The 25,173-nt window shown below is 72.8% G+C and carries 22 protein-coding genes; 18 read left to right on the top strand and 4 right to left on the bottom strand.

All coding sequences use genetic code 11. From position 1 onward, the window contains the following. Window positions 1-25 precede the first annotated feature (25 nt). A complete protein-coding gene (locus K5S26_RS17815) occupies window positions 26-649 on the top strand; it encodes a hypothetical protein (RefSeq protein ID WP_221860730.1) in 624 nt (207 codons plus the stop codon). Further along, window positions 646-876: a helix-turn-helix domain-containing protein gene (locus K5S26_RS17820; RefSeq protein WP_221860732.1), complete on the top strand. Its 231-nt coding sequence runs from the start codon at window positions 646-648 to the stop codon at window positions 874-876. Before K5S26_RS17815 ends, K5S26_RS17820 begins: the two co-directional genes overlap by 4 nt. A 2-nt stretch (window positions 877-878) precedes the next feature. Here the strand turns inward: K5S26_RS17820 and K5S26_RS17825 are convergent, their stop codons facing one another. Beyond that, entirely contained in the window at window positions 879-1,337 is a 459-nt protein-coding gene (locus K5S26_RS17825; RefSeq protein ID WP_221860734.1) for an apolipoprotein A1/A4/E family protein, read from the bottom strand. A gap of 343 nt (window positions 1,338-1,680) precedes the next feature. Here K5S26_RS17825 and K5S26_RS17830 point away from each other — a divergent pair, with 343 nt between their 5' ends. Further along, window positions 1,681-3,096: a dicarboxylate/amino acid:cation symporter gene (locus K5S26_RS17830; RefSeq protein WP_221860737.1), complete on the top strand. Its 1,416-nt coding sequence runs from the start codon at window positions 1,681-1,683 to the stop codon at window positions 3,094-3,096. Window positions 3,097-3,163: 67 nt separating this feature from the next. Here the strand turns inward: K5S26_RS17830 and K5S26_RS17835 are convergent, their stop codons facing one another. Then, a complete protein-coding gene (locus tag K5S26_RS17835) occupies window positions 3,164-4,945 on the bottom strand; it encodes a cation:proton antiporter (protein WP_221860738.1) in 1,782 nt (593 codons plus the stop codon). A gap of 98 nt (window positions 4,946-5,043) precedes the next feature. On the opposite strand from K5S26_RS17835, the gene K5S26_RS17840 reads away from it, so the two are divergent. From K5S26_RS17840 to K5S26_RS17860, 5 genes are all read left to right on the top strand, one after another. Beyond that, window positions 5,044-6,090: an LLM class flavin-dependent oxidoreductase gene (locus tag K5S26_RS17840; RefSeq protein WP_221860739.1), complete on the top strand. Its 1,047-nt coding sequence runs from the start codon at window positions 5,044-5,046 to the stop codon at window positions 6,088-6,090. A 45-nt stretch (window positions 6,091-6,135) separates the two neighbouring features. After that, window positions 6,136-7,074, top strand: coding sequence for a LysR family transcriptional regulator (locus K5S26_RS17845; RefSeq protein ID WP_221860740.1), 939 nt, complete (start codon window positions 6,136-6,138; stop codon window positions 7,072-7,074). Window positions 7,075-7,177: 103 nt separating this feature from the next. Further along, entirely contained in the window at window positions 7,178-8,539 is a 1,362-nt protein-coding gene (locus K5S26_RS17850) for an acyclic terpene utilization AtuA family protein (RefSeq protein WP_221860741.1), read from the top strand. Beyond that, window positions 8,536-8,922: an AtuA-related protein gene (locus K5S26_RS17855; protein WP_221860743.1), complete on the top strand. Its 387-nt coding sequence runs from the start codon at window positions 8,536-8,538 to the stop codon at window positions 8,920-8,922. The genes K5S26_RS17850 and K5S26_RS17855 overlap by 4 nt, the downstream gene beginning before the upstream one ends. Then, a complete protein-coding gene (locus K5S26_RS17860; protein WP_221860745.1) occupies window positions 8,913-11,132 on the top strand; it encodes a penicillin acylase family protein in 2,220 nt (739 codons plus the stop codon). The genes K5S26_RS17855 and K5S26_RS17860 overlap by 10 nt, the downstream gene beginning before the upstream one ends. A 23-nt stretch (window positions 11,133-11,155) precedes the next feature. Here K5S26_RS17860 and K5S26_RS17865 read toward each other — a convergent pair whose 3' ends face one another. Then, window positions 11,156-12,613, bottom strand: a complete 1,458-nt coding sequence (locus tag K5S26_RS17865) for an amidase (protein WP_308123058.1) — start codon at window positions 12,611-12,613, stop codon at window positions 11,156-11,158. 125 nt (window positions 12,614-12,738) lie between these two features. On the opposite strand from K5S26_RS17865, the gene K5S26_RS17870 reads away from it, so the two are divergent. From K5S26_RS17870 to K5S26_RS17900, 7 genes are all read left to right on the top strand, one after another. Beyond that, window positions 12,739-14,334: a peptide ABC transporter substrate-binding protein gene (locus K5S26_RS17870; protein ID WP_221860747.1), complete on the top strand. Its 1,596-nt coding sequence runs from the start codon at window positions 12,739-12,741 to the stop codon at window positions 14,332-14,334. A 17-nt stretch (window positions 14,335-14,351) separates the two neighbouring features. Beyond that, window positions 14,352-15,278, top strand: coding sequence for an ABC transporter permease (locus K5S26_RS17875; protein WP_221860748.1), 927 nt, complete (start codon window positions 14,352-14,354; stop codon window positions 15,276-15,278). Then, window positions 15,271-16,182, top strand: coding sequence for an ABC transporter permease (locus K5S26_RS17880; RefSeq protein WP_221860750.1), 912 nt, complete (start codon window positions 15,271-15,273; stop codon window positions 16,180-16,182). The genes K5S26_RS17875 and K5S26_RS17880 overlap by 8 nt, the downstream gene beginning before the upstream one ends. A 118-nt stretch (window positions 16,183-16,300) precedes the next feature. After that, window positions 16,301-16,843, top strand: coding sequence for a GbsR/MarR family transcriptional regulator (locus tag K5S26_RS17885; protein ID WP_246604236.1), 543 nt, complete (start codon window positions 16,301-16,303; stop codon window positions 16,841-16,843). Then, complete coding sequence (locus K5S26_RS17890) at window positions 16,840-18,480, top strand: dipeptide ABC transporter ATP-binding protein (protein ID WP_221860754.1); 1,641 nt, start codon at window positions 16,840-16,842, stop codon at window positions 18,478-18,480. Before K5S26_RS17885 ends, K5S26_RS17890 begins: the two co-directional genes overlap by 4 nt. After that, a complete protein-coding gene (locus tag K5S26_RS17895; protein WP_221860756.1) occupies window positions 18,477-19,964 on the top strand; it encodes a M14 family zinc carboxypeptidase in 1,488 nt (495 codons plus the stop codon). Before K5S26_RS17890 ends, K5S26_RS17895 begins: the two co-directional genes overlap by 4 nt. After that, window positions 19,961-21,469, top strand: a complete 1,509-nt coding sequence (locus tag K5S26_RS17900) for a leucyl aminopeptidase (protein ID WP_221860758.1) — start codon at window positions 19,961-19,963, stop codon at window positions 21,467-21,469. The genes K5S26_RS17895 and K5S26_RS17900 overlap by 4 nt, the downstream gene beginning before the upstream one ends. Window positions 21,470-21,497: 28 nt before the next feature. Here K5S26_RS17900 and K5S26_RS17905 read toward each other — a convergent pair whose 3' ends face one another. Next, window positions 21,498-22,307: an IclR family transcriptional regulator gene (locus tag K5S26_RS17905; protein WP_221860760.1), complete on the bottom strand. Its 810-nt coding sequence runs from the start codon at window positions 22,305-22,307 to the stop codon at window positions 21,498-21,500. A 104-nt stretch (window positions 22,308-22,411) separates the two neighbouring features. Between K5S26_RS17905 and K5S26_RS17910 the strand changes: the two genes are divergently transcribed. The 3 genes from K5S26_RS17910 to K5S26_RS17920 are packed head-to-tail and all read left to right on the top strand — an operon-like array spanning window position 22,412 to window position 24,970. Continuing rightward, the gene (locus K5S26_RS17910; protein WP_221860762.1) at window positions 22,412-23,140 is read left to right on the top strand and encodes a CoA transferase subunit A; all 729 of its coding nucleotides are present in this window, start codon (window positions 22,412-22,414) and stop codon (window positions 23,138-23,140) included. After that, on the top strand, window positions 23,124-23,795 hold the full coding sequence (locus K5S26_RS17915) for a CoA transferase subunit B (protein WP_221860764.1): 672 nt from the start codon (window positions 23,124-23,126) through the stop codon (window positions 23,793-23,795). The genes K5S26_RS17910 and K5S26_RS17915 overlap by 17 nt, the downstream gene beginning before the upstream one ends. Next, on the top strand, window positions 23,792-24,970 hold the full coding sequence (locus tag K5S26_RS17920) for an acetyl-CoA C-acyltransferase (protein ID WP_221860766.1): 1,179 nt from the start codon (window positions 23,792-23,794) through the stop codon (window positions 24,968-24,970). The genes K5S26_RS17915 and K5S26_RS17920 overlap by 4 nt, the downstream gene beginning before the upstream one ends. Window positions 24,971-25,173: the final 203 nt, after the last annotated feature.

Genomic DNA, 25,173 nt, shown 5'->3' on the forward strand with positions numbered 1-25,173 from the left:
AATGTCGATAAGGAGGACCGCCCGGATGTCCGACACGCGGAGAACCAGCCCGGAGCTGTTCCCCCAGGGCGACCGGTGGACGTTCCTGGGGATGATCCCGCTGGCGGCGGTCGCCGCCGCGTGGATCGTGACGGAGGCGGTGACCGCGCTCGTGCGCATCCTGCCCAACCGGGACGCCCCCGTGCCCTTCCGCCTGGAGGACGCGGCGACGGGAATCCCGCTCGGCGGGGACGGAGAGGTCGTCACGGCCGTCGTCGAGCGCGTCGTCGTTCAGATGAACGATCTTCCGCCGGCCGCCCTGCTGCCGCTCGCCGGCAGCGTCGTCCTCCATGCCGTGTGCATGCTCGCCGTGCTGACGTGCTCGGCGTGGTTCGTGCTGAACCTCGCACGGGGCATCGCCTTCCACCGGACGAACACCCGTCTGCTCGCGGGCGTCGGCGTGCTGGTCGGCGTGGACCTCGCCCTCACGACGCTGCTCGATCGGATCGCCACGACGCAGGCCGCCGCCGTGCTCGGCGGCGGGGCGTTCGAGCCGGCCGCCGAGGACCTCGACTTCCTGCGGCTCTTCCTGGTCTTCGGCATCGGCGCGGTCGCGACGGCGTTCGGCGTCGGCGAGCGCCTGCAGCGCGACACGGAGGGGCTGGTGTGAGCCCGGCGGACGACGAGGGGCCCACCGGGGTGCACTGCCGCCTGGACGAGCTGCTGGCTGACCGCGGGATGACCCTGACGCGGCTCAGCGAGCTGGTCGGCGTCAGCATCGTGAACCTGTCGATCCTGAAGAACGACAGGGCGCGCGCCATCCGGTTCTCGACGCTGACGGCGATCTGCGCGGCGCTCGACTGCGAGATCGGCGACCTGCTGGTGCGGGCGGACTGAGGTCAGCGCGGCGCGACGAACTGCGGTCGCGGGCCCTCGATGCGGGCCAGGGCGATCTTCACCTCGACGAGCTCGTGCTCGACGGCGCCGATCCGGTCGACGAGCCTGCTCTCGACCCCGTCCATCTTCGCCGTCAGCTTGCTCTCGACATCGTCGATCTTCGCCGTGAGCCTGCTCTCGACCCCGTCGATCCTCGCCGTCAGCTTGCTCTCGACCCCGTCGATCCTCGCCGTGAGCCTGCTCTCCACCCCGTCGATCCTCGCCGTCAGCTTGCTCTCGACGCGCTCGATCCTGCCGGTCAGCGCGCTGTCGACGCCGTCGATGCGCGCCGTCAGCGTATGTCCGATGACATCGAACTTCGCGTCCATGCGCCCGATCAGCCAGGCGAAACCGCCCAGCATCGACACGAGCAACGTGACGCCGATGCCGAGCGTCGCGATGATCTCTGCGGGCACGAGCACGTCTCCATTCTCGCCAGCGGACGGCGGGATCGCCAGAACGATATCGAGGCACAGCCTCGCCCTCGTCCGTCCTCCATCGGACCGCCGGAGACCGGGGACCAGAACGCCCTGTGGACGACAGGCGGACGGAACGTGCCCCCGAGGCGGAGAAATCCACGGCGTCGGAGGGTTCATCCCGGAATGCTCCTACGCGGTGGAGATCTCCTCTGCCGTGGACGGCGGTATGGCCGAGACGGACGCCCGCGCGTCATCCGCCGACACATGCGGGCCGGCGCGGAGCGGGCTGTCACTACCGTGAGGGATGCCCGCGGGGGCGTCCTCCCCGCCCGTCACCAGGAGAAGCATGAGCACCACCCCCGCGCCGTCCGCCGCGCGCCCCGCGAAGAAGAAGCGACCGTTCTACGCGTCGTTCGGCTTCCAGATCGTCGCCGCGCTCGTCGTCGGCCTGCTGCTCGGCCTGCTCGCCGTTCAGCTGGGCCCGGGCGCCGACGACGAGCCCAACAGCCTGGCGGCGACGCTCGCCACCGTCGGCAGCTCATACGTGACGCTGCTGCGGGCCGCGGTCGTGCCGCTCGTGTTCACGGCGATCGTCGCGAGCATCTCGAACCTGCGCCGCGTGCAGAACGCGGCGCGCCTGGCCGGGCAGACCCTGGTGTGGTTCGCCATCACGGCGTTCGTCTCGGTCATCATCGGCATCGTCCTGGCGCTCGTGCTGCAGCCGGGCTCCCGCGCCGGCGACGGCCTCGAGGCCTCCGAGCCCAGCCGCATCGGGTCGTGGTGGGACTTCCTGATCGGCCTCGTGCCGCAGAACTTCCTCGGCATCGCCGTCTCGACGAGCTCGCCCGCCGAGGGCGTGCTCACGTCGAGCGTGAGCTTCAACATCCTGCAGGTGATCGTCGTCGCGGTCGTCGTGGGCATCGCCGCGCTGCGGGCCGGGCGCAAGGCCGAGCCCTTCCTCGCCTTCACCGAGTCGCTGCTGAAGGTGATCCAGCGCGTGGTCTGGTGGATCATCCGGATCGCGCCGATCGGCACCGCCGGCCTCATCGGCAACGCGGTCGTGCAGTACGGCTGGGACAAGCTCACCTCGCTCGCGTGGTTCGCGCTCGCGATCTACATCGGCCTCGCGCTGGTGCTGTTCGTCGTCTACCCGGTGCTGCTGAAGGCGCACGGGCTGTCGATCCGCCAGTACTTCACCGGCGTCTGGCCCGCCGTGCAGCTCGGCTTCGTGAGCCGCTCGTCGCTCGGCACGCTGCCCCTGACCGAGCGCGTCACCGAGCGCAACCTCGGCGTGCCCCGCGAGTACGCGTCGTTCGCCGTGCCCTTCGGCTCGACGACCAAGATGGACGGCTGCGCCGCGATCTACCCGGCCATCGCCGCGATCTTCGTGGCCCAGTTCTTCGACATCCAGCTGTCGTTCATCCAGTACCTGCTGATCGTGGTCGTCTCGGTCGTCGGCTCGGCCGCGACCGCGGGGACGACGGGCGCCACTGTGATGCTGACGCTCACCCTGTCGACGCTCGGCCTGCCGCTGGAGGGCGTCGGCCTGCTGCTCGCGATCGACCCGATCCTCGACATGGGTCGCACCGCGGTGAACGTGGCGGGCCAGGCGCTCGTCCCGGCGATCGTCGCCAAGCGCGAGGGGATCCTCGACCGCGAGCTGTACGACGCGCCGCGCGAGGGGCTGCCGTTCGCCGACGACTCCTCCGACGACGAGCCGTCGGGCGGCACGGACGGGGCCCGGGAGCCCGCGAAGGCCTGAGCCGACCCGTCGGGCCCCGCCGCGGCCGGTCGATCCGAGGGATCGCCGCCGGCGGCGGGGCCCGGCGTCAGGCGCGGCTCACGTCGGTGATCGCGCCGCGCGTGTCGAGCGCGAGCTCCTCGGCGTCGATCGCCGTCAGCAGCTCGCGCATGACCTCCTCACTGAGGTTGCCCCGATCGCGCTCCTCGATCAGCGTGGCGCGGCGCACCTCGAGCCACCCGCGGCGCAGCTCCACGATGTCGTCGTAGCCGGGCCGCGCGACCGGCTCCGTCCTCTCCGACTCCGCCTCCTGGTCGACGACGTTGCCCGCGCGATCCGTGTCGCGCTCGACCCGCAGGAGGGCTCGCGCCATCTTGTCGAACACCTCGGAGCCGGCGGTGCCGTAGCGCTCCTTCCACTCGCCGCGCTTCGCCCGCAGGTACGCCTTGCCGACCTCCTGGTTGCGCGCCTGCATGGCCTGCAGCTGCAGGGCGTCCTGGCGGCGCTCCTCGTCTGCTCCGACGCCGAGCGCCTTGATCACCGGCGAGAGCGTCAGCCCCTGCAGCAGCAGCGTGCCGACCGTGACGACGAACGCGACGACGATGAGCTTCTGCACGTGCGACTCGGGCATGGAGTCGCCGGTGAGGTCGGGCAGGGCGGCGGCCATGGCGAGCGTCACCACGCCGCGCATGCCGGCCCACGACACGACGGCGCGCTCCTGGGTGCTCAGCGCCGGCTCGGTGATGCGGGCGCGCAGCGACTTCTCGTCGAACTCGCGCCCGCTCGCCTTGAGCTTCTCCTTGCGGCGCCGGAACGCCTGGGCTCTCGGATGGTCGGGGTTCTCGCGGAACGCCTCGAGCGCGTGCTTCCAGCGCATGACCCGCAGCCCCTGCCACATCCGCCCCCAGGCGTAGCTGCCGTAGACGAACAGCGGCCGGATCAGCAGCACCACGACGAAGACGGCGACCGACAGCGCGATCGTGATGCCCGCCTTGTCGGTGCCGAGCTCGCGCAGGACGCGCGGGAACTGCAGGCCGATGTAGGCGAACACGAAGCTCTCGAGCAGGAAGTCGACCGAGAGCCACAGCGGTCGGTCCTGCTGGCGCGTCGTGTAGTTGGTCTTGGGCGCGTTGAAGCCGACGTACAGCCCCATGGCGACGACCGCCAGGACACCCGACCCGCCGATGTGCTCGGCGATCGCATAGGCGCCGAACGGCACCAGCAGGCCCGCCGTGCCGACCACGACCGGATCGTCGAGCCGCACGCGCAGCTGATGCAGGACGATCCCGAACACCAGGCCGACCACGACGCCCATGACGACCGCGACGACGAACGCCCAGACGCCGTCCCACACCGTCACCGTCGCGCCCGCCACGATCGCGGCGAACACCCGCACGAGGGTCAGCGAGGTCGCGTCGTTGATCAGGCTCTCGCCCGAGAGCACCGTCATCACGCGACGCGGCAGGCCGAGCTTGCGGCCGATCGCCGCGGCGGAGACCGCGTCGGGAGGGCCGACGATCGCGCCCAGCAGCAGCCCGCCCGCGAGCGTGAGCTCGGGCATGATCCACCAGGCGACGAGGCCGACGGCGAGCGCGGTCAGCAGCACGAGGCCCACCCCGAGGCGCCGGATGTGGGGCATGCTGCGGCGGAAGCCGACGAACGACACCTCCAGGGCCGCCGAGTACAGCAGCGGGGGCAGCGTCAGGTTCAGCAGCAGGTGCCCGTCGATGTCGAGCGTCGGCACCGCCGGGATCAACGACACCAGCAGCGCGGCGACGGTGATGACGAGCGGCGCGGGCCACCCTCTCCATCGCGCGAAGGCTCCCACCGCGAGGGCGCCGACCAGCACGTAGAAGACCTCGGGGTTCATGCGATCAGGCTAGGGGGTCTCCGCCCGGCCGCGATCACGAAGGCCCGGGTGCGGCGAGGCGGGGAATGCGCTCCGACCCGTCGCGGTTGGCCCTGGGGATGAGCGAGTCGACGATCCCCGCCCTGTCCGTCCTCGACCTGGTGCCGGTGCGCACGGGGCAGTCGAGCGTCCAGGCGGTCGCCGCCTCGATGGCGCTGGCCCGCACGGCGGACGATTTGGGGTACCGCCGCTACTGGTTCGCCGAGCACCACAACATGCCGGCCGTCGCCTCCACCGCGCCGCCCGTGCTGATCGCCGCCGCCGCGTCCCAGACCTCCCGCATCCGGGTGGGGTCGGGCGGCGTGATGCTGCCCAACCACGCCCCGCTCATCGTCGCCGAGCAGTTCGCCGCCCTCGAGGCGATCGCGCCGGGGCGCGTGGACCTCGGCATCGGGCGCGCGCCCGGGTCCGACCCCGTCATCACCCAGCTGCTGCGACGCTCGGGCACGACCAGCGAGGTCGACCAGTTCCCCCAGCACATCACCGACATCCTGCGGCTCGTGAGCGACGAGGGCGCGACCGTCCGGTTCACGGGAGGCGGCGAGTACGTCGTCAACGCCACCCCCGCCGCGACGGGCGTGCCGGAGGTCTGGCTGCTCGGCTCGAGCGACTACTCGGCGGCGCTCGCGGCGGCCTACGGCCTGCCCTACGTCTTCGCCAACCACTTCGCGGGCGACGGCCTCGAGCGCGCGATGGAGCTGTACCGCTCGCAGTTCCAGGCCACCGAGCAGAACCCGACCCCCCGCACCTTCATCACGGCGAACGTCGTAGCGGCCGACACGCAGGAGGAGGCGGACGAGCGCGCGCTGCCGCAGCTGCGCCAGTTCGCCCGGCTGCGCACGAACAAGCCGATGCGCTCGCTCGAGACCGTCGACGAGGCCCTCGCCGCCCCGTCCGACCCGCTGGAGCAGAGCATGATCGACCAGAACCGCGCGCGCTGGTTCGTCGGCACCGGCCCGGACGTCGCCGCCCGGCTGCGCGACTTCGCCGCGCACCACGACGTGGACGAGGTGATGATCTCTCCCTCCGCCGGGTCGTACGCGTCGGAGCCCCTCGACGTCTCCCCCGGCCGAGCCCGCACGCTCGAGCTGCTCGCGGCGATCTGAGACCGGGGCGCCGGCCGCGGCCCGCGCCGTCCCTATCCTGGCGTGATGGACCTGTCCCTCCGTGAGATGCGCGCGATCCTCGCCGCCTCCGAGCACGGCAGCCTCTCCGCGGCGGCCGCCGAGCTGCGGACGGCGCAGTCCAACCTGAGCAGGATCGTCGCTGCCGCGGAGGCGCGGCTCGGCCACCGCGTGTTCGTGCGATCGAGTCGCAGCCTGACGCTCACGGCCGAGGGCGAGCTGCTGCGCGAGGCGGCGCAGCGCGTCGTGGCGCTCTACGACGCGGAGATGCGGCAGTTGGACTCCCGGCTCGCCGGCGCCGTCGGCCGCGTGCGGCTCGCGATGCTGCCGTCGGTGTCGTCGATGCTCGTGCCGCGGCTGCTGCGGCTCATGGCGGATCGCCACCCCGCCGTCGAGGTGTCGTTCGTCGACGGCGGCTCCGACGAGGTGCACGAGATGGTCGCCGGTCGCCGTGCCGACATCGGCATCGCCAGCGAGGTGTCCCACACCGAGGGCGTGCGCCATGTGCGGTACCTGTCGGACGCCTTCGTGGCGCTCGTGCCGCGGTCGCACCCGCTCGCCCCGCGAGCGGAGGTCTCCTGGGCCGATCTCGCCGACGAGACGTTCGTGTCCCTCCCCGGCGGCACCAGCGTGCACACGCTCACCTCGGCGGCCCTGCTGCAGGCGGGCGTCTCGCCGCGATCGGAGCTGCGGGCGCCGAACATGCTGCTGGCCGCCGGCCTGGTGGCGGAGGGGCTCGGAGTCATCGCCGTGCCGTCGCTGACGCTCGGCCTGTTCGACGCGCGGGGGCTCGCGCGCATCCCGCTGGGCGGACCGCGGGTCTCGCGGGAGCTCGCCCTTCTCCATCACGGCGAGGAGGAGCTGAGTGCGGCCGTGCGCGCGGGGCTCGGGTCGCTGCACCTGCTGCGACGGGAGGAAGGCCTGCTGCCCGAGGGCGCGAGCTGGAGCGGGCCGCCGTCGGACTGACCGCGGCTAAGCGACGCCGTCTCGCCCGGCCATCTCTCTCTGAGATGTCCGGTGCTGATTTCGGCATTGGAATCAGCTCGATCCGGTCGCCAGACTGATCGCTGTGACACGGGAGAGCAGGCCGCCGAGCGCGGCGGCGCGCATCGGCAGCGGAGCCGGCTTCGCGGGGGACCGCTTCGACGCCGCCCACGACCTCATCCGGCACGGCGAGCTGGACTACATCGTCTTCGAGTGCCTGGCCGAGCGCACCCTCGCCCTCGCGCAGCGACGCCGCCGGCAGGGCGAGACCGGATACGACCCGCTGCTGCACGAGCGCATGCGCCTGATGCTGCCCGACGCCGTGAGCCGCGGTGTCCGGGTGATCACCAATGCGGGCGCGGCCGAGCCGATGGCGGCGGGCGAGATGATCCGCTCGCTCGCTGCGGAGCTCGGCCTGGCGATCACGATCGGCGTGGTCGAGGGCGACGACGTCCTCGCCGAGCTCGACTCGTCGTCGCCGACCCTCGAGCACGGCCGTCCGATCGCCGAGCACGGCGTCCCGATCTCGGCGAACGCGTATCTGGGGGCGGGGCCCGTCGTTGAGGCCCTCCGACGCGGCGCGGACGTGGTCGTCACGGGCCGCACCGCCGACGCGGCGCTGTTCCTCGGCGCCGCGATGTTCCACCACGACATCGACCCGGGCGACGCCGCGTTCGTCGCGAACGGCACGATCATGGGGCACCTCCTCGAGTGCGCCGCCCAGGTGACCGGCGGATACTTCGCCGACGGCGGCCGTCAGCACGTGCCGGGCCTCGAGTCCCTCGGCTTCCCGATCGCCGAGGTGGCGGCCGACGGCGGCTTCGTCGTCACCAAGCTGCCGGGGTCCGGCGGCGCGGTCTCCCGGGCGGTCGTCACGGAGCAGCTGCTGTACGAGATCACCGATCCCCACGCCTATCTCACCCCCGACGGCGCGGTCGACGTGACGTCGGTCCGAATCTCGGACGACGGGGACGATCGCGTCGCCGTCCGCGCGGATCGACCGGCGGGCCCGGCGCCGCGAACGCTCAAGGTGAGCGTCGGATATGCGGCGGGATACGCGGTCGAGGGCGAGATCTCCTACATGGGCGCCCGCCACGCCGAGCGCGCGGAGCTCGCCGCCTCGCTGCTCTCTACACGCCTCGCGCCGGCGGGCGGGGAGCGCCCCGCGCCGGCGGGCGGCGCCGCGCTCGAACGCCTCTCGGGGACGCTCGAGGACGCGCGCGGCGCCCGCTACGGCTGCACGCGCCTGCGCGTCGCCGCGCGCGCCGAGGACCGCGCCGGAGCCGACCGGATCGCGCGGGAGATCGGTGCGCTCTATACGAACGGCCCGGCGGGAGGCGGCGGCATCCGCACGTCGATCGAGCAGCTGATCGGCATCGCCTCCACGCTCATCGACCGGGACGCGGTAGAGCCCCGGGTGACGCTGCTGACGGAAGGAGCACCGTGATCCTCGCGGACATCGCCCACGCGCGGGCCGGGGACAAGGGCGTGCTCGTCACCATCGCGGTCGTGCCCCACGACGAGGACGACTACGGGCTGCTGACCACGGCGCTCTCCGAGGACCGGATCCGCGACCGGCTGGGGTGGCTGTTCCCCGACGGGATCGTCCGCCACGAGCTGCCCTCGCTCCGCGCGATGCTGATCGTCGGGCGCCGAGCCGCCGACGACGACGTCACCGTGTCGCTCGCGGCGGACCGACACGGGAAGACCGCCGCCGGCATCCTGCTCGCGGCCGAGATCCCGGAGACGCCGAGCCCCCTCTCGGCCGTCGATCCGCCCCGCTCCCCGTCGCCCTCCCCCTCGCCCGGAAAGGCCGCCCCATGGCGGTGACCCTGCGCTACACGTCGTACGGCGTGCCCCACGTCGAGGCCGACTCGTTCCGCGAGCTGGGATGGGGCATCGCCTGGGCCCACGCGGAGCAGACCCCGGACTCGCTCGCCCAGCGCTGGCTGACGGTGCGCGGCGCGCGATCGGCGGCGTTCGGCGCCGACGCGGCGGTCGGCGACGGACCGGCGCCGACCGTGACGAACCTGCGCAGCGACCTCTGGTGGACGCGGACGCGGACATCGCCCGCTCTCACCACCGCGCTGTCGCTGCCCGCGCCACTCGGCGTCGACGACGAGGTGAGGGACCTCGTCGACGGCTACGTCGACGGCTACAACGCGTTCCTCTCGGAGCGAGGCGACGCCGGCGAGCGAGGCCCGACCGCCTCGCCGATCACGGCGGACGACGTCTACGCACGAGCCCTGCACTGGAACACGTTCCGCAGCTCGGGCGCCATGATCGACCAGCTCACGCGGGCGGCTCCGCCGGGAGCCGATCCGAGCGCGCCGGCGCCGGACTTCGCGCCGCCGCCGCAGGAGAGCAACATGCTCATGCTCGGCCGGGAGGCGACGGCGCACGGCGGCGGGATGATGTTCTCGAACCCGCACTGGTACTGGTGGGGGCCGGACGGCTTCCGCGAGCTGCACCTGACGGTGCCCGGCGTCCTCGACGTCTACGGCAGCACGGTGCCGGGCCTCCCGCTCATCATGACCGGGTTCACGCCCGACCTCGCCTTCGCGGGCACCTCCTCGTTCAGCCAGCGCTTCTGCCTGTACCGGCTCGAGCTGGTGCCGGGCCGCCCGACGGCCTACGTGTTCGAGGGACGCGAGAGGGAGATGACGCGCGAGACCGTCACCGTCCGCACGGAGCACGGCGACGTGGAGCACACCTTCTGGAGCACCCTGCACGGGCCGCTCATCCACAGCGAGCGGCACCCGTGGACGCCGGCTCGCGCCTACGCCCTCGCCGACGTGGCGCTCAGCGTGCGCTGGCTCAACCAGCAGTGGGCGCTGATGCGGTCCCGCTCGCTCGACGAGGTCGACGCCGTCACGCGACGCAGCATGGCGGTCGGATGGCGCAACCTGATGGCCGTCAGCAGGGACGGCGAGGCGTTCTACGCCGACCGCACCGCGGTGCCGCACATCGACGACGCCCAGCTCGACGACGCGCTGTGGCGGCCCGACCCCGAGGCGCGGCGCGACGACGAGTCGGTGCCGGTGCTCGACGGCACCCGGGAGGCGTCTCTGTGGGGCACGGACGCCGACGCTCCGACGCCCGGCATCTTCGGCGCCGACAGCCTGCCGCAGCTGCGCCGGGCCGACTACCTCGCGAACCAGAACGACACGCACTGGCTGAACAGCCTGCGCCAGCCCCTGGAGGGCTTCCCCCGCGTGCTGGGCGCGGAGCGCACGGCCAGGACGCTGCGGACCCGGTTCGCGCTCACCAGGGTCGAGTCCGCGCTGCGGCACGGCGGCCGGGTGCGCGACCCCGAGCACCTGCGCGAGCTGCTGTTCGACTCCGCGGTGTGGTCGGCCGAGCTGTGGCGCGCCGATCTGGTGGGGCTGCTGCGCGCGCAGGCCGATCCCGCACTCGCCGAGGCCGCGGACGTGCTGGCGGGCTGGGACGGCACGGAGGCCGTCGGCAGCCGCGGCGCCGTGCTGTGGCGCGCGTTCTTCTTCGCGCTCTGCGAGGACAACGAGCGCGTCGAGGCCTCGCTGTTCGAGAGGCCCTTCGACGTGCGGGATCCGTTGCGCACCCCGCACGGCCTGGCGACGGCGCAGAGCGCCCGGATCCTCGCCGCCGTCCGCGCCGCGGGCTCGCGGCTGCGCGAGCTCGGGCTGCGTCTGGACGCGGCGGTGGAGGACGTGCAGTACCTGCCGGACGGCGACGAGCGGATCCCGATCCCCGGCGGCCCGGGGGCGCAGGGCCAGTACAACCTCGTCGAGCCCCGCCACGGCGCGGTCGGCGACGTCGCCCCCGGCGAGATCGGCTACGGCACCGGCTTCCTGCTGTGGGTCGACTACCGCCCGGACGGCGTACAGGCGGAGTCGGTCGTCGTGTACTCGCAGAGCGAGGACCCGACGTCGCCGCATCACCGCGACCAGTCGCGCCTGTACGCGAGCGGACGGACGAAGCCGGTGCGCTTCGCCCGCGAGGACGTGCTGCGCGACACCCTTCGGGAGCGGCGCTGGCCGGACCGGGACGGGGCCGCGTGACGGGGAGCCGTCCCCCGCAGACGTCAGAGCACGGGGCGCCGCAGGTGGTGGCCCGTGAGCTCCTCGAACGCCTGCGCGGCGAGCAGGAGCTCCACATCCCTGCCGGGCGCCGCGACCAGCTGGACGCCGACGGGCAGGCCGTCGGCGGTGAAGCCCGCCGGCACCGACACGGCGGGGCACCCCGTCGCCGAGACGACGGTCGCCGCCCGCATCCACTCGAGGTAGTCGCGCATCGGGGTGCCGTCGATCCGTTCCGGGTACTCGATGCCGGCGTCGAAGGGGACGACCTGGCTCGCGGTCAGCACGAGCAGGTCGTGGTGCGCGAAGAACCCCTCCGTCGCGGCCAGGAGGCGGATGCGCGCCTCCTGCGCGGAGAGGATCTCGTCGACCGTGAGCGCGAGCCCCAGCTCGGTGTTCCACACGACGGCGTCGCGCACCGCGTCGCGGTGGTCGCGCACGAGGTGCCGGTAGTCCTCGGCGAAGTCGACGGCGCGGACGACCCGGAAGACCTCGTCCGCGTCGCGCAGGTCGGGGATCGCTTCGTCGACCTGAGCCCCGGCGGCGGCGAGCACCCCCGCCACGGTGTCGACGACCGACCGCACCTCGGGCTCCACGGGCAGCAGGCCGTCGAGGTCGGTCGAGAAGCCGATGCGCAGCCCGCGGAGGCCGGCGCCGGGCTCGTGGCGCCTCGGCTCCGCGAACTCCGGCCGCTGGAAGACGGACCCCGGCTCGGGGAGGGACGACGGGGCCCCGGCGGCGGGCCCGGAGGCCGCGGCCATCAGCAGGGCGACGTCGCCGACGGTGCGGGCCATGAACCCGGGCTGCGCGAGCCAGCTCCAGGGGTTGGCCGGCAGGGCGTAGGGGATGCGCCCGTTCGAGGGGCGCATGCCGACGATGTTGTTGAACGACCCCGGGGTGCGCAGCGAGCCGCCCATGTCGGACCCGTCGCCGGATGCCTGGACGCCGGCCGCGATCGCCGCGGCCGCCCCGCCCGAGGACCCCGCCGCCGATCTCGTCGTGTCGTAGGGGTTGACGGTGGTGCCGAACAGCCGGTTGAACGTGTGCGAGCCGGCCGTGAACTCGGGGACGTTGGACTTGCCGCTGGTGACGACGCCGGCGGCGTGCAGGCGGGCGATGACGAGCGCGTCCTGCGCGGGCACGTTGTCGGCGAGCAGCGCCGAGCCCCGGGTCTGGCGCCATCCCGCGACCGCCGTCGACTCCTTGTGCGTCATCGGCACGCCGTGGAGCGGCCCGAGCTCGCCTCCGCGCGCCTGATGCTCGTCGGCACGCTCGGCGTGCTCGCGGGCGCGGTCGTCGTCGCGCGTGACGATCGCGTTCAGTCGGCCGTTCACGGTGTCGATGCGGGCGAGCTGGTCGTCGAGCGCCTCTCTCGCCGACACCTCCCCCGCCGCGATCCGCGCGGCCAGCTCGCGCGTGCTCAGCCAGGTGAGCTCGGATTCGTGCAGCGGCTGGGGGGACACGGCGCTCCCTTTCGTCGGCCGGGTGCCCGCGTTACAAGCGGGTTACAGTTTTTAGAAATATCTAAAAGATACGCAACCATAACTCAACCCCACCCGCACCCCACACGCTCCCTGAGGAGGACACCATGCGAGGTCTGTTGAAAGGTGTTGCCGCCGCATCCGCGGTGCTCGCGCTCACCCTGACCGGCTGCAGCGCCGCCGGTCCCGACGGGGGCGACGACGCCCTCGACGAGATCACCATCGGATCGTCCGATCCGGTGCCCAACCTCACGCCCGGCCGCCAGAGCAACGCCTTCGGCCTGACGATGTCCGTGTTCAGCCCGCTGACCTTCCTCGACGGCGAGGGCGAGCTCAGCTACGTCGCCGCCGAGTCGGTCGAGAGCGACGACCAGACGACGTGGACGATCACGCTGCGGGACGGCTGGACGTTCCACGACGGCTCGCCGGTCACGGCGCAGGACTACGTCGACAGCTGGAACACGGTGGCCTACGGCCCCAACGCGTTCGAGAACACCGGCCAGCTCGCCGCCATCGAGGGCTACGACGAGGTGAGCCCGGCGGAGGGCGAGCCCACCGCCGAGGAGCTCTCCGGCCTCGAGGTGGTCGACGACCTCACCTTCACCGTGACGCTCGAGCAGGCCGACGGCCAGTTCCCCGTCCAGCTCTCGCAGGCCCAGACGGCGTTCTACCCGATGCCGCAGAGCGCCTTCGACGATCTCGACGCCTACGGCAAGCAGCCGGTCGGCAACGGCCCGTTCGCCCTCACCGCCGCCTGGACCGAGGGCAGCCCCATCGTCGCGGAGCGCTACGAGGACTACGCCGGCGACGAGCCGACGGTCGACCGCATCACCTGGGTGCCGTACACCGACCGACTCACCGCCTACACCGACGCGCTGGCGGGCAACGTCGACATCGCCTGGCTGCCGGCCACGCGCATGAAGCAGGTCACCGACGACTTCGACGAGGACCACGTCTACAGCTTCTCGGCGCCCGGCATCAGCTACCTCGGCATCCCCTACTGGGACGACCGGTTCTCGGACATCCGCGTCCGCCAGGCGATCTCGATGGCCATCGACCGCGACGCCGTCAACGAGGCGATCTTCGGCGACCTGAACAAGCCGGCGACCGCGTGGACGCCGTCCATCATGCCCGGCACCCCCGAGGGCGTCTGCGGCGAGTACTGCGAGTACGACCCCGAGGCCGCCGCCGCGCTGCTCGAGGAGGCCGGCGGCTTCGACGGCCAGCTCACGATCCACTTCCCCGGCGGCGCCGGCCACGAGGACCTTTACAACGCCGTCGCGAACTACCTGCGCCAGAACCTGGGGGTCGACGCCGTCGCCCGCCCGTCCGTGGGCTGGGCCGAGTTCGGCGAGGACCGCAACAACCAGGTGCTCGACGGGCCGTTCTTCTCGCGCTGGGGAGCGCTCTACCCGAGCCAGCAGTCGACCCTGCGGGCCATGTTCTCCAGCACGCCCGGCTGCATCAACTGCGGTGGCGAGCTCGACCCGGACATCGACGCGGCCCTCCAGGAGGCGGACGTGACCGGCGACGAGACGGGCGCCGCGTACGCCGAGGTGCAGGAGCTGATCGCCGAGGAGTTCCCGGTCATCCCGATGTTCGAGGAGTCGTACAACTACGTCACGTCCGACCGCATCGCGGAGCTGACGCCGTCGGGCGTGGGCGAGCCGATCCTCACCGACGTCGTGCTCGCCGACGACTGATCGGCGCCGCACCACCCATGATCCGATTCCTGTCTCGCCGGCTCCTGGAGCTCGTGGTCGTCTTCTTCGGCGTCACGTTCATCATCTACTGCGCCGTCTTCCTCCTGCCGGGGGACCCGATCGCCGCCCTCGGCGGCGATCGGCCCCTGCCGGAGACGGTCCAGCAGCAGCTGAGGGAGCAGTACGGCCTGGACCTCCCGCTCTGGCAGCAGTACCTCAACTACCTGGGCGGGCTCGTGCAGGGCGACCTCGGCACGACCTTCACGGGCCAGTCGGTGAGCGAGCAGATGGCGAGCCGCTGGCCCACGACGATCACGCTGGCGCTCACCGCGTGGGCGCTCACCGTGGTCATCAGCATCGCCCTGGGGCTGGTCGCCGGACTGCGCCAGGGGACGCCGGTCGACCGGTCGGTGCTGCTCGGCACGATCATCGCCGAGTCGGTGCCGATCTTCGTGATGGGCATCATGGCGCAGTATCTCTTCGGCATCGCGCTCGGCTGGACCCCGATCGCCGGCGTCGCCGACGGCTGGCCGCGCGGGTACATCCTGCCGGCGCTGATCATCGCGCTGTACGGGGTGTCCGGCGTGGCCCGGCTCATGCGCGGCAGCGTGGTCGACACCATGCAGTCCGACTTCGTGCGCACGCTGCGCGCGAAGGGGATGTCGCGGCGCAACATCGTGGGCCTCCACGCCATGCGCAACGCCGCCGCGCCCGTCGTCAACGTGCTGGCCATCCAGCTGGGCTCGCTGCTCGGCGGGACGGTGGTGATCGAGGCCATCTTCAACATCAACGGCGTCGGAGGACTGCTGTACCGGGCCATCCAGAACCAGGAGGGGACGCTGGTCGTCGGCGTCGCCACGACGCTCGTGTTCATCTTCCTGGTCACCAACGTGCTGGTCGACGTCTTGTCGTCCGTGCTCGACCCGAGGATCCGCAATGACTGAGACGACGACGAGGGCGATCGACACGGGCCTCGACGGCACCGCGCTGCAGGGCCCCACCACGCGCGGGCTCTGGGCGACCCTGCGCGGACGCGCGCAGTTCTGGGTGAGCCTGGTGCTGCTCACGGCGCTGGCGCTCATCGCGGCGTTCCCCGGCTTCATCTCCGGCCTGTTCGGCGAGAGCGACCCGCGGGCCTGCGACCTGCTGGCATCCAACCGCCCGCCGAGCGCGGGCCACCCGTTCGGCACCGACGTGCAGGGCTGCGACGTGCTCGCCAACGTGCTGTTCGGCACGCGCACGTCGTTGTTCATCGGTCTCGCCACGACCGCGATCTGCCTGGTGATCGCCGTGATCCTCGGCACCCTCGCCGGCTACCTGGGCGGATGGATCGACGCGCTGATCGCCCGCGGCGCCGACGTCGTGCTCGGCTTCCCCTTCCTGCTCGGCGCCATCATCGTGCTGAACACCGCGCCCGACCGCTCGCCGCTGCTGCTGGCGGCCGTGCTGGCGTTCTTCTCGTGGCCCACCTTCGCCCGGTTGATCCGCAGCTCGGTGAAGGAGGTGCGGGAGCGGGAGTTCGTGCAGGCGGCGCACGCCCTGGGCTTCTCGTCGTTCCGCGTCGTGCGCACGCACGTGCTCCCCAACTCGCTGGCCCCGACCCTCGCGATCGCCGCGACCATGGTGGGCGGCGTCATCGGCGCCGAGGCGACGCTGACGTTCCTCGGCGTGGGCCTCCTGCCGCCGGCGATCTCGTGGGGCGTGCAGCTGTCCACGGCGCAGTCCTACTTCCAGCTCGCGCCGCACACGGTCGTCTTCCCCAGCATCTTCCTGACGATCACCGTGGTCAGCCTGATCCTGCTCGGCGACGCCCTGCGCGACGCCCTCGACCCCCGGGGTCGCTCATGAGGCACCGGTCGCCGCGCGCATGTGAGGATCGAGCGGTCGGGGGCGCCCCCGCCCCCGGCGGCCCGCGCATGCGCGGGTGCTCGATGCCCGAACGCAGAAGGAGCGTGTCTCCGTGGACATGAACGAACTGAGCGACGAGATCCGCAGCTTCATCGACCGCTTCACGGACGCCTGGGAGCTGATGCGCGGAAAGCGCATGTCCGGACGTGTGCTCGGGCTGCTCATCATCACCGACGAGCCCTCGCTGTCCTCCGCGGACATCGGGCGGCTGCTCGAGACGAGCCCCGGCACCGTGTCGACCGCCACGCGCGCCCTCCTCAGCTCCGGGTACATCACCAAGGTGTCGGTGCCGAACAGCCGCACCATCAACTTCCGCGCCGAGGACGACGTCTGGGGAGCCTTCCTCAGCCGCGAGAAGCTCGGTCTGCAGCGGATGGAGGAGGTCCTCCGCACGGCCCGCTCGACGCCCGCCGGATCGGAGCCCGAGCCCTCGCGCCGACTCCGCAACGGCAGCCGGTACATGGCCTGGGTCGACCAGTACCACCGCAACGTGCTCGCGCAGTGGCACGCGTACCGCGACCAGGAGGAGGACGCCCCGCCGCCTCAGCACCTGCCCGCGGAGATGCTCGCCGCCATCAAGCACCCGAAGGAGAAGCCATGACCGACCCGACGAGGCGACCGCTGCTGGCCGTCGACGAGCTCGCGGTGGACTTCGTCTCCCACGACGGCGAGGCCAGCCGCGCGGTCAACGGCGTCTCGTTCGACGTCTTCGAGCGCGAGATCGTCGCGGTCGTCGGCGAGTCGGGCTCCGGCAAGTCGGTCACGGCCATGAGCATCCTCGGCCTCCTGCCCGGCAACGCGCAGGTCAGCGGCAGCATCACGCTCGCCGACCAGCAGCTGCTGCCCGCCGACGAGCGCGTGCTCGAGGGCATCCGCGGCCGCCGCGTCGCCATGATCTTCCAGGACCCGTTCGGCGCGCTCGACCCGGTCTTCACGGTCGGCTTCCAGATCCGCGAGGTGCTGCGCCGCCACGCGCCCGAGCTGAGCGCGCAGGAGCGCCGCGCCCGTGCCGTCGAGCTGCTCACGGCCGTCGAGCTGCGCGAGCCGGAGAAGCGCGCCCGCTCGTACCCGCACCAGCTCTCCGGCGGTCAGGCGCAGCGGGTCGTCATCGCCATGGCCCTCGCCTGCGCCCCCGTGCTGCTCATCGCCGACGAGCCGACCACGGCGCTGGACGTGACGGTGCAGCGCGAGATCCTCGACCTGCTGATGCGCGTGCGAGAGACGCAGGGCACCGCCGTCCTGATCATCACCCACGACATGGGGGTCGTCGCGGACGTCGCCGACCGCGTGGTGGTGATGCGCCACGGTCACGTCGAGGAGACCCAGCCCGTCGACAACCTTTTCGCCCAGCCGTCCGCCGCGTACACGCAACAGCTGCTGCGGTCGGTGCCGCGCCTCGAGGCGGCCGATCGCGCGACGCTCAGCGACGGCGCCGCCGCGCTCACGCTCGACGACGTCACGGTCGAGTACCGGCAGCGCTTCCGATCCGTCACCGCGGTCGCCGGCGTGAGCCTGGAGGTCGCCCGCGGCGAGGTCGTCGCCCTCGTCGGCGAGTCCGGCTCGGGCAAGTCCACGATCGGCAAGGCCATCACGGGCCTCGCCCCCGTCCGCAGCGGCACCGTCGTGGTGGACGGCATCGACACGACCTCGGCGCCGCGCCGCGAGGTGGCCGAGCTCAAGAAGAAGATCGGCGTGGTGTTCCAGAACCCGATGGGCGCCCTCGACCCGCGCTGGACGATGGCCGAGTCGATCGGCGAGCCGCTGCGCGTGCACGGCGGGATGCGGGGCCGGGCGCTGCGGACCCGGGTCGAGGAGCTGCTGGACGCCGTCGGCCTCTCGCGATCCTGGGGCGGGCGCTACGCCCACGAGCTCTCCGGCGGGCAGCGCCAGCGCGTGGCCATCGCCCGTGCCCTCGCGCTCGACCCGGTGCTGCTGATCGCCGACGAGCCGACCTCCGCCCTGGACGTGTCCGTCCAGTCCACCGTTCTCGACCTCTTCCGGCGGCTGCAGGGCGAGCTGCGCTTCGCCTGTCTCTTCATCAGCCACGACCTGGCCGTGGTCGACAGCCTCGCCGACCGGATCGTCGTGCTGAGCGACTCGCGGATCGTCGAGCAGGGCCCTCGACGGCAGATCCTGCGGGAGCCGCAGCAGGAGTACACGAGGAGGCTGCTCGAGGCGGCACCGGTGCCCGACCCGGCACGACAGCGGCAGAGAAGGCGAGAACGACAGAAGGTATGACGACCGACATGAACGCGCAGCGGGTATCCGACGACGAGATCGTCGAGCGAGCCCTGTCCCTTCCCGACCTCGACGGCTATCCGGGGGTGGACGAGCTGCTCAGCCGACTCGAGGAGCTGCGGCTCGCGTTCCCCGGCCTGCTCACGGTGAGGCGGGTCGGGACCTCCCGCCTCGGCGAGCCGATCTCCCTCTACACGCTCGCCCTCGGCGATCAGGGGGATCCCGGCGACGAGGTCGACGCCCCGCGCCACGCGCTCCTCGTCGGCGGCGTGCACCCGAACGAGCCGATCGGGTCGCACACGATCCTCCGGCTGCTGTCCGACCTGCTGCGCGACGACGACCTGCGCCGGCGGCTCGGCGTCGTGTGGCACGTCATCCCGTGCATCGATCCCGACGGGATGCGGCTCAACGAGGGCTGGTTCGACAACCCCTTCGATGACGAGACGTACTTCCGCCACTTCTACCGGCCCGCCGGCGCGGAGCAGGTCGAGTGGACCTTCCCAATCAGCTACAAGTCGAAGTACTTCGACGCGATGCTGCCGGAGACCCAGGCGCTGCAGCGCGTGCTCGACGAGGTGCGCCCCGACTACTACGTGCCGCTGCACAACTCCGAGACGGGCGGCGCCTACTTCTACGTGTCCGAGCCGCTGCGCGAGCTCGTGCCGCTGCTGCACCGCCTGCCGACCGACATCGGCATCCCCCTGCATCTCGGCGAGCCGGAGGCGGCGCACTTCACCGAGCTCGCCCCCGCGATCTTCGTCTCGGGCACGCCCGAGGACGTCTACGACTGGCGCGAGGCGAACGGGCTCGACCCGGCCCCGCCGGGCGGCGCCGGCCAGTCGTCGGGCAGCTATGCCCGCCGGCACGGGACGGTCTCGCTCATCGCCGAGCTGCCGGTGTGGCGCACGTTCGGCGCCGACGACATCAGCCCGTCCGACGCGAACTACGCCGACCTGCTCCGCGAGGCGGGAGACGCGCTGAGCGAGACCGGCGCGCACCTGGAGCGCCTGCTGGCGGAGCTCGAGCCGCACCTCGCGCTCGACACTCCGTTCCTGCGCAGCGCCCGCGTGTTCGTCCCCGGCATGTCCCACACCGGCCGGGCGATGCGCCAGCGCGCCGCGGCACCCGAGAACGACCGCGTCGCGACGGTCGCCGAGCGGCCGATGTCGGTCGTCTGGATGTACCGGCTGCGTTTCGGGGGCGCCCTGCTGCGCGCCCTGAAGGCCGAGGTCGCCGCCGGCACGGCGCGCGTGTCGGTCCGGCGCGCCGCCCGCGAGCTGGAGGAGCTCTGGTCGGGCTGGCTGGTGCGCCGGCAGCAGGACGAGCAGACCGACGGGATCCCCGTGACCGACGTGGTCGGGGTGCAGTACGGCGCCGTGCTCGGCTTCGTCGCGCACGGCCCGTACGCGTACGGCACCGCCGCTGTCCCCGCATCCCCGCCGGCCGCGCTGCAGGCGGCCGCATCGTCGACAGGAGAGCTGTGAACACCGCGCTTCCCGAGCTTCGGCTCGATGCCGCAGACCCCGCCGCGATCGACGCCGACGTGCTCGTCGTGGCGGTCGCGAACCGCTCCGGCGAGATCGACGTCGAGCCGACCGCGGCCGACGGCCCGTCCCCGGGCGCGGCCGCTCTCGGCGAGGACGCCGCCCGCGCGCTGCGGGACGCCGCCCGCGCCGTGGGGCACCGGGCGAAGGAGGGGTCGGCCCTCCGCGTGCCCGCGCCCACGGGAGTGGCCGCCACGTCGGTGCTGCTCGTGGGGCTGGGCGAGGCCGGGACCTCGTCGGCGGCCACCCTGCGCCGCGTGGCCGGCACCGCGCTGCGCGCGCTCGACGGGGTCGAGACCGTGGCGCTGGCGCTGCCGCTGCGCGAGGCAGGCGACGTCGCCGCAGTGGTCACGGGCGCTCTGCTCGGCGCGTACCGCTACACCGCCTACCGGGCGGACGGGGCCGGCCGCGGACGCGTCGCCTCGGTCGTCATCGCCGCCCCGGCGGCGTCGCAGCCGGAGGCGGACGAGGCGGCGACCGTCGCACGGGCCGTCGCGGCCGCGCGCGACCTCGTCAACCGACCGCCGCTCGACCTGTTCCCGCAGTCGTTCGCCGAGGCGGTCGTCGCCCAGGCCGAGTCGCTGGGCGACCGGGTGCAGGTGGAGGTCGTCGACGACGACGAGCTGCGTCGCCGCGGCTTCGGCGGCCTGATCGGCGTGGGCAGCGGGTCGACCCGCGCGCCGCGCCTGGTGAAGGTGTCGTACTCGCCGGCCGGCGCCGAGCGCCACCTCTCGATCGTGGGCAAGGGCATCACGTTCGATTCGGGCGGCATCTCGATCAAGCCGGCGGCGAAGATGGAGAAGATGACGTCCGACATGGCGGGGGCGGCGGCGGCCGTCCAGGCCGTGTTCGCGATCGCCGAGCTCGGTCTGCCCGTGCGGGCGACCGCCTGGCTCGCCCTCGCCGAGAACCTGCCCTCGGGCTCCGCGATGCGGCCCGCCGACGTCCTGCGCATCTACGGCGGCAAGACCGTCGAGGTGATCAACACCGACGCGGAGGGGCGCCTGGTGCTCGCCGACGCGCTGGTCGCGGCGCAGGAGGAGTCGCCGGACCTGCTCGTCGACGTCGCCACGCTGACCGGCGCGCAGGTCGCGGCCCTCGGCTACCGCACCAGCGGCGTCATGGGCACGCCCGGAGCGCAGCAGCGGGTGCTGCAGGCCGCCGAGGCCGTCGGCGAGCCCATGTGGGGGATGCCGATCCCGGGCGAGATGATCGGGTACTTCGACTCGCACATCGCCGACCTGAAGAACGCCGGCGCCCCCGCGGGCGGCATGCTGGCCGCCTCGGCGTTCCTCCGCGCGTTCGTCGCCGACGGCGTCGAGTGGGCGCACCTGGACATCGCCGGGCCGGCCTACGCCTCCGACCCGCACGGGTACACGACGGTCGGCGGCACGGGCGTTCCCGTGCGGACCCTGGTGGAGACGGCGCGGGCTCTCGCCGGCTGAGGCCACGCCTGCGCGTCGAGACGCCGGCTCAGCGCCGGGGCACGACGCCCTGGATGCGCCGGGTGACCTCGTGCGCGGCGCGCAGCAGCAGGCGTCCCAGCTCGGGGCGGCGCTCGTCGCGGAAGCGCGACTCGACGCCGGTGATGCTCACGGCGCCGCTCGGCGCGCCGCGCTCGTCGAACACCGCGGCGCCCATCCCCCAGCTGCCCTCGAGCACGAGAGCGGGGTTCGTGGCGTAGCCCGCGGCGCGGGTGGCGGCGATGCGGCCGCGCACCTGCTCCTCCGCGTGCGTCGGACCCCAGCGCCGCTCGAGGGTCACCCGGCGGAAGTAGGCGTCGATCTCGGCGTCCTCGAGGAACGACAGGATCGCCAGGCCGCCCGACGCGACGCCGAGCGGGAAGCGGGTGCCCTCCTGCAGCACGAAGGAGCGCAGCGGGAAGCTGCCCTCCTCGCGCAGCACGCAGACGTTCTCGTCGCCGCGCCGGACGGACAGGAACGCGCTCTCCCCCGTGGCCTCGGCGAGGGCCCGGATCTCGTCGCGGGCGAGCTCGGCCACGTCGAAGCGCGGCGCCGCCAGCGAGCCGAGCAGGAACAGCTCGGGGCCGAGCAGCCACACGCCCCGCACGTTGTCGAGGTCGAGCAGGCCGGCGCGCTGCAGCGCGCTGAGGATGCGGTGGGCCGTGGGGCGCGTGAGCCCGGTGAGCGACGCGGCGCGGGCGGTGGTCACGCCGGCGGCGTCGCCGCTCACCGCGCGCAGCAGCGAGGCGGCCCGCTCGATCGACTGGGTACCCGTCGCGCCGTCCACATGATGGACGCTATCAGCCGGCACGTTCGCCATATGACCGATTCCGCCGTCGTTCGCCTTCTCCTTTGCTGCTTACGGCGCTGCGTTCGTACCGTGGAAGACGACCATTTTGTGGACGCTCGTGACGAGGGAGTGCGATGTCCGGGATCTTCACCGACGCCGGGGCGGCGTTGGACGGCCTGCTGCATGACGGCATGACGATCGCCGTCGGCGGCTTCGGCCTCAGCGGCAACCCCACCGACCTCATCGAGGCGGTGCGCGACTCGGGAGTGCGCGACCTCACCATCGTGTCCAACAACATGGGCGTCGACGGGCGGGGGCTCGGGCTGCTGCTCGAGAACCGTCAGGTGACCCGGGTGCTCGCGTCGTACGTCGGCGAGAACCGCCTGTTCGCGGCGCAGTACCTCGACGGCACCCTCGACGTGGAGTTCGTGCCGCAGGGCACGCTCGCCGAGCGGCTACGCGCGGGCGGCGCCGGGATCCCGGCGTTCTACACCGCGACGGGCGTCGGCACCCCGGTGGCGGACGGCAAGCCGACCGAACGGTTCGACGGCCGCACCTACCTGCTCGAGCGCGCCATCGTCCCGGACCTCGCGCTCGTGCACGCCCACCGCGCCGACGTGGCCGGCAACCTCGCGTACCGGCTCACCGCCCGCAACTTCAACCCGGTGGTCGCGACGTCCGGGCGCGTGACGGTCGCCGAGGCGGAGGCCGTCGTCGACGGGCACCTGGACCCGGACGCCGTCGCGACGCCGGGCGTCTTCGTGCACCGCGTCGTCGCGGCGACGCCGCGAGAGAAGGACATCGAGCAGCGCACGGTCCGGCCGCGCGCGCAGGAGGGGGCGGGTCATGCCGTGGAGTCGTGAGGAGATGGCGGCCCTCGCCGCCGGCGAGCTGGAGGACGGGCAGTACGTCAACCTCGGGATCGGCATCCCGACGCTCGTCGCCAACCACCTGCCTCCGGGCGTGAGCGTGACGCTGCAGAGCGAGAACGGCATCCTCGGCATGGGCCCCTTCCCCTACGAGGGCGAGGAGGATGCCGACCTCATCAACGCCGGCAAGCAGACCGTCACCCTGCTGCCCGGGGCGAGCGTGTTCGACTCGGCGACGTCGTTCGCGATGATCCGCGCCGGCAAGGTGCAGACCGCGATCCTCGGCGCGCTGCAGGTGTCGGCGCGCGGCGACCTGGCGAACTGGACGATCCCGGGCAAGCTCGTCAAGGGCATGGGCGGGGCGATGGACCTCGTGGCGGGCACGCCTCGGGTGGTCGTGCTCACCGAGCACAACGCGAAGGACGGCACCCCGAAGATCGTGAGCGAGTGCACGCTGCCGCTCACCGGCGTCGGGGTCGTGCAGCGCATCATCACCGACATCGCCGTCTTCGACGTCGGCCCCGACCGGTTCGAGCTCGTCGCGCTGGCGCCGGGGATCACGGTCGACGAGGTGCGCGAGCGCACCGGCGCCCCGTTCGTCGAGGCGCTCGGCGGTGCGGCGGCGCCCGCGGACGGAGACGCACGATGAGCGGCGCGCGCACGGCGGTGGTCGCCGGCTACGCCCGGACGCCCTTCACCCGCTACACGGGCTCTCTCGCCGACATCCCCGCGACGGCGCTCGGCGCGCACGCCGCGGCATCCGCGCTCGATCGCGCCGGTGTCGCCGCGGATGCGGTCGAGCTGGTCTACGGCGGCCAGGTCGTGCAGGCGGGCGCCGGCCAGAACCCGGCGAGGCAGGCCGCGCACGGCGCGGGCGTGCCGCTGACGACGCCGGCGCTCACGCTCAACGCCGTGTGCCTGTCGGGCATGCTGGCGGTGATCGAGGGCGCGCGGCTCATCGAGTCGGGGGCGGCTGACGTCGTGCTCGCGATCGGCCAGGAGTCGATGTCGCGTGCGCCGCACGTCTGGCCCGGCTCGCGAGCGGGCGCGCGCTACGGCTCGATCGAGCTGCTCGACACCCTCGAGGTGGACGGGCTGAGCGACGCCTTCGAGCACAGGTCGATGGGCGCCTCCACGGAGGCGGCCGGGCGCGACCTCGGCCTGACGCGCGCCGAGCAGGACGAGTGGGCCGCGGCCTCGCACCGGCGGCTCGCCGCCTCTCGGGACTTCCAGGCGGGCGAGATCGCGCCGTTCGAGGTCGCGCGACGCTCGGGCCCCCTCGTGATCGCCGACGACGACGGCCTGCGCCCGGACACGACGACGGAGTCGCTCGGACGGCTGCGGCCCGCCTTCGCCTCCGACGGCACGATCACGGCGGGGAACTCGTCGCAGGTCACCGACGGCGCGGCCGCCCTGGTGCTCGTCGCCGAGGGCCACGAGCTGGCCCGCGCGCCGATCGCCCGCATCGTCTCGCACGCGTTCGTGGCGGGACCGGACGTCTCGCTGCACGCGCAGCCCGCGAACGCCATCGCGGCGGCGGCAGAGCGCGGCGGCGTCTCGCTCGCCGAGCTCGCGGCGATCGAGATCAACGAGGCCTTCGCGGCCGTGTCGGTGCACTCCGCGCGGCAGCTCGGCGTCGACCCCGAGATCGTCAACCCGCACGGCGGGGCGATCGCGCTGGGGCACCCCATCGGGGCGTCGGGCGCGCGCATCGTCGGCACGCTGGCGCGCCAGCTCGCGGAGCGGGGGCCGGGCGCCCGCGGCGCCGCCGGGATCTGCGGCGGAGGCGGCCAGGGCTCGGCCGTGGTGCTCGAGGCGCTCTAGCCGTGATGTCCACCGACGTTTGTTGAGTCTGCTGAACGGTGTTTCGCCGATCGCGGAGTATCGCCTGCGGTGGAAAGGAGCGTGACCCGGTTTCCCGGACGGTTTCTCTGTGTTGATCATGCCGCGGTTGCGGCGGGGATGTGAAGTCGTTCGAACTCCACGGGGCTGAGGTTGCCGAGCGCGGTGTGCCGGCGGGTCGGGTT

Origin of the sequence: Microbacterium marinilacus (genome assembly GCF_019753765.1) — a bacterium.
Classification (GTDB): domain Bacteria; phylum Actinomycetota; class Actinomycetes; order Actinomycetales; family Microbacteriaceae; genus Microbacterium; species Microbacterium marinilacus.

Excerpts from the sequence above, each read along its gene's own strand:
- K5S26_RS17895 (WP_221860756.1), top strand. The coding sequence starts at position 18,477 with ATGACGACCGACATGAACGCGCAGCGGGTATCCGACGACGAGATCGTC.
- K5S26_RS17880 (WP_221860750.1), top strand. The coding sequence starts at position 15,271 with ATGACTGAGACGACGACGAGGGCGATCGACACGGGCCTCGACGGCACC.
- K5S26_RS17815 (WP_221860730.1), top strand. The coding sequence starts at position 26 with ATGTCCGACACGCGGAGAACCAGCCCGGAGCTGTTCCCCCAGGGCGAC.
- K5S26_RS17860 (WP_221860745.1), top strand. The coding sequence starts at position 8,913 with ATGGCGGTGACCCTGCGCTACACGTCGTACGGCGTGCCCCACGTCGAG.
- K5S26_RS17840 (WP_221860739.1), top strand. The coding sequence starts at position 5,044 with ATGAGCGAGTCGACGATCCCCGCCCTGTCCGTCCTCGACCTGGTGCCG.
- K5S26_RS17915 (WP_221860764.1), top strand. The coding sequence starts at position 23,124 with ATGCCGTGGAGTCGTGAGGAGATGGCGGCCCTCGCCGCCGGCGAGCTG.
- K5S26_RS17905 (WP_221860760.1), bottom strand. The coding sequence starts at position 22,307 with ATGGCGAACGTGCCGGCTGATAGCGTCCATCATGTGGACGGCGCGACG.
- K5S26_RS17870 (WP_221860747.1), top strand. The coding sequence starts at position 12,739 with ATGCGAGGTCTGTTGAAAGGTGTTGCCGCCGCATCCGCGGTGCTCGCG.
- K5S26_RS17885 (WP_246604236.1), top strand. The coding sequence starts at position 16,301 with ATGAACGAACTGAGCGACGAGATCCGCAGCTTCATCGACCGCTTCACG.
- K5S26_RS17910 (WP_221860762.1), top strand. The coding sequence starts at position 22,412 with ATGTCCGGGATCTTCACCGACGCCGGGGCGGCGTTGGACGGCCTGCTG.
- K5S26_RS17920 (WP_221860766.1), top strand. The coding sequence starts at position 23,792 with ATGAGCGGCGCGCGCACGGCGGTGGTCGCCGGCTACGCCCGGACGCCC.
- K5S26_RS17875 (WP_221860748.1), top strand. The coding sequence starts at position 14,352 with ATGATCCGATTCCTGTCTCGCCGGCTCCTGGAGCTCGTGGTCGTCTTC.
- K5S26_RS17845 (WP_221860740.1), top strand. The coding sequence starts at position 6,136 with ATGGACCTGTCCCTCCGTGAGATGCGCGCGATCCTCGCCGCCTCCGAG.
- K5S26_RS17890 (WP_221860754.1), top strand. The coding sequence starts at position 16,840 with ATGACCGACCCGACGAGGCGACCGCTGCTGGCCGTCGACGAGCTCGCG.
- K5S26_RS17830 (WP_221860737.1), top strand. The coding sequence starts at position 1,681 with ATGAGCACCACCCCCGCGCCGTCCGCCGCGCGCCCCGCGAAGAAGAAG.
- K5S26_RS17835 (WP_221860738.1), bottom strand. The coding sequence starts at position 4,945 with ATGAACCCCGAGGTCTTCTACGTGCTGGTCGGCGCCCTCGCGGTGGGA.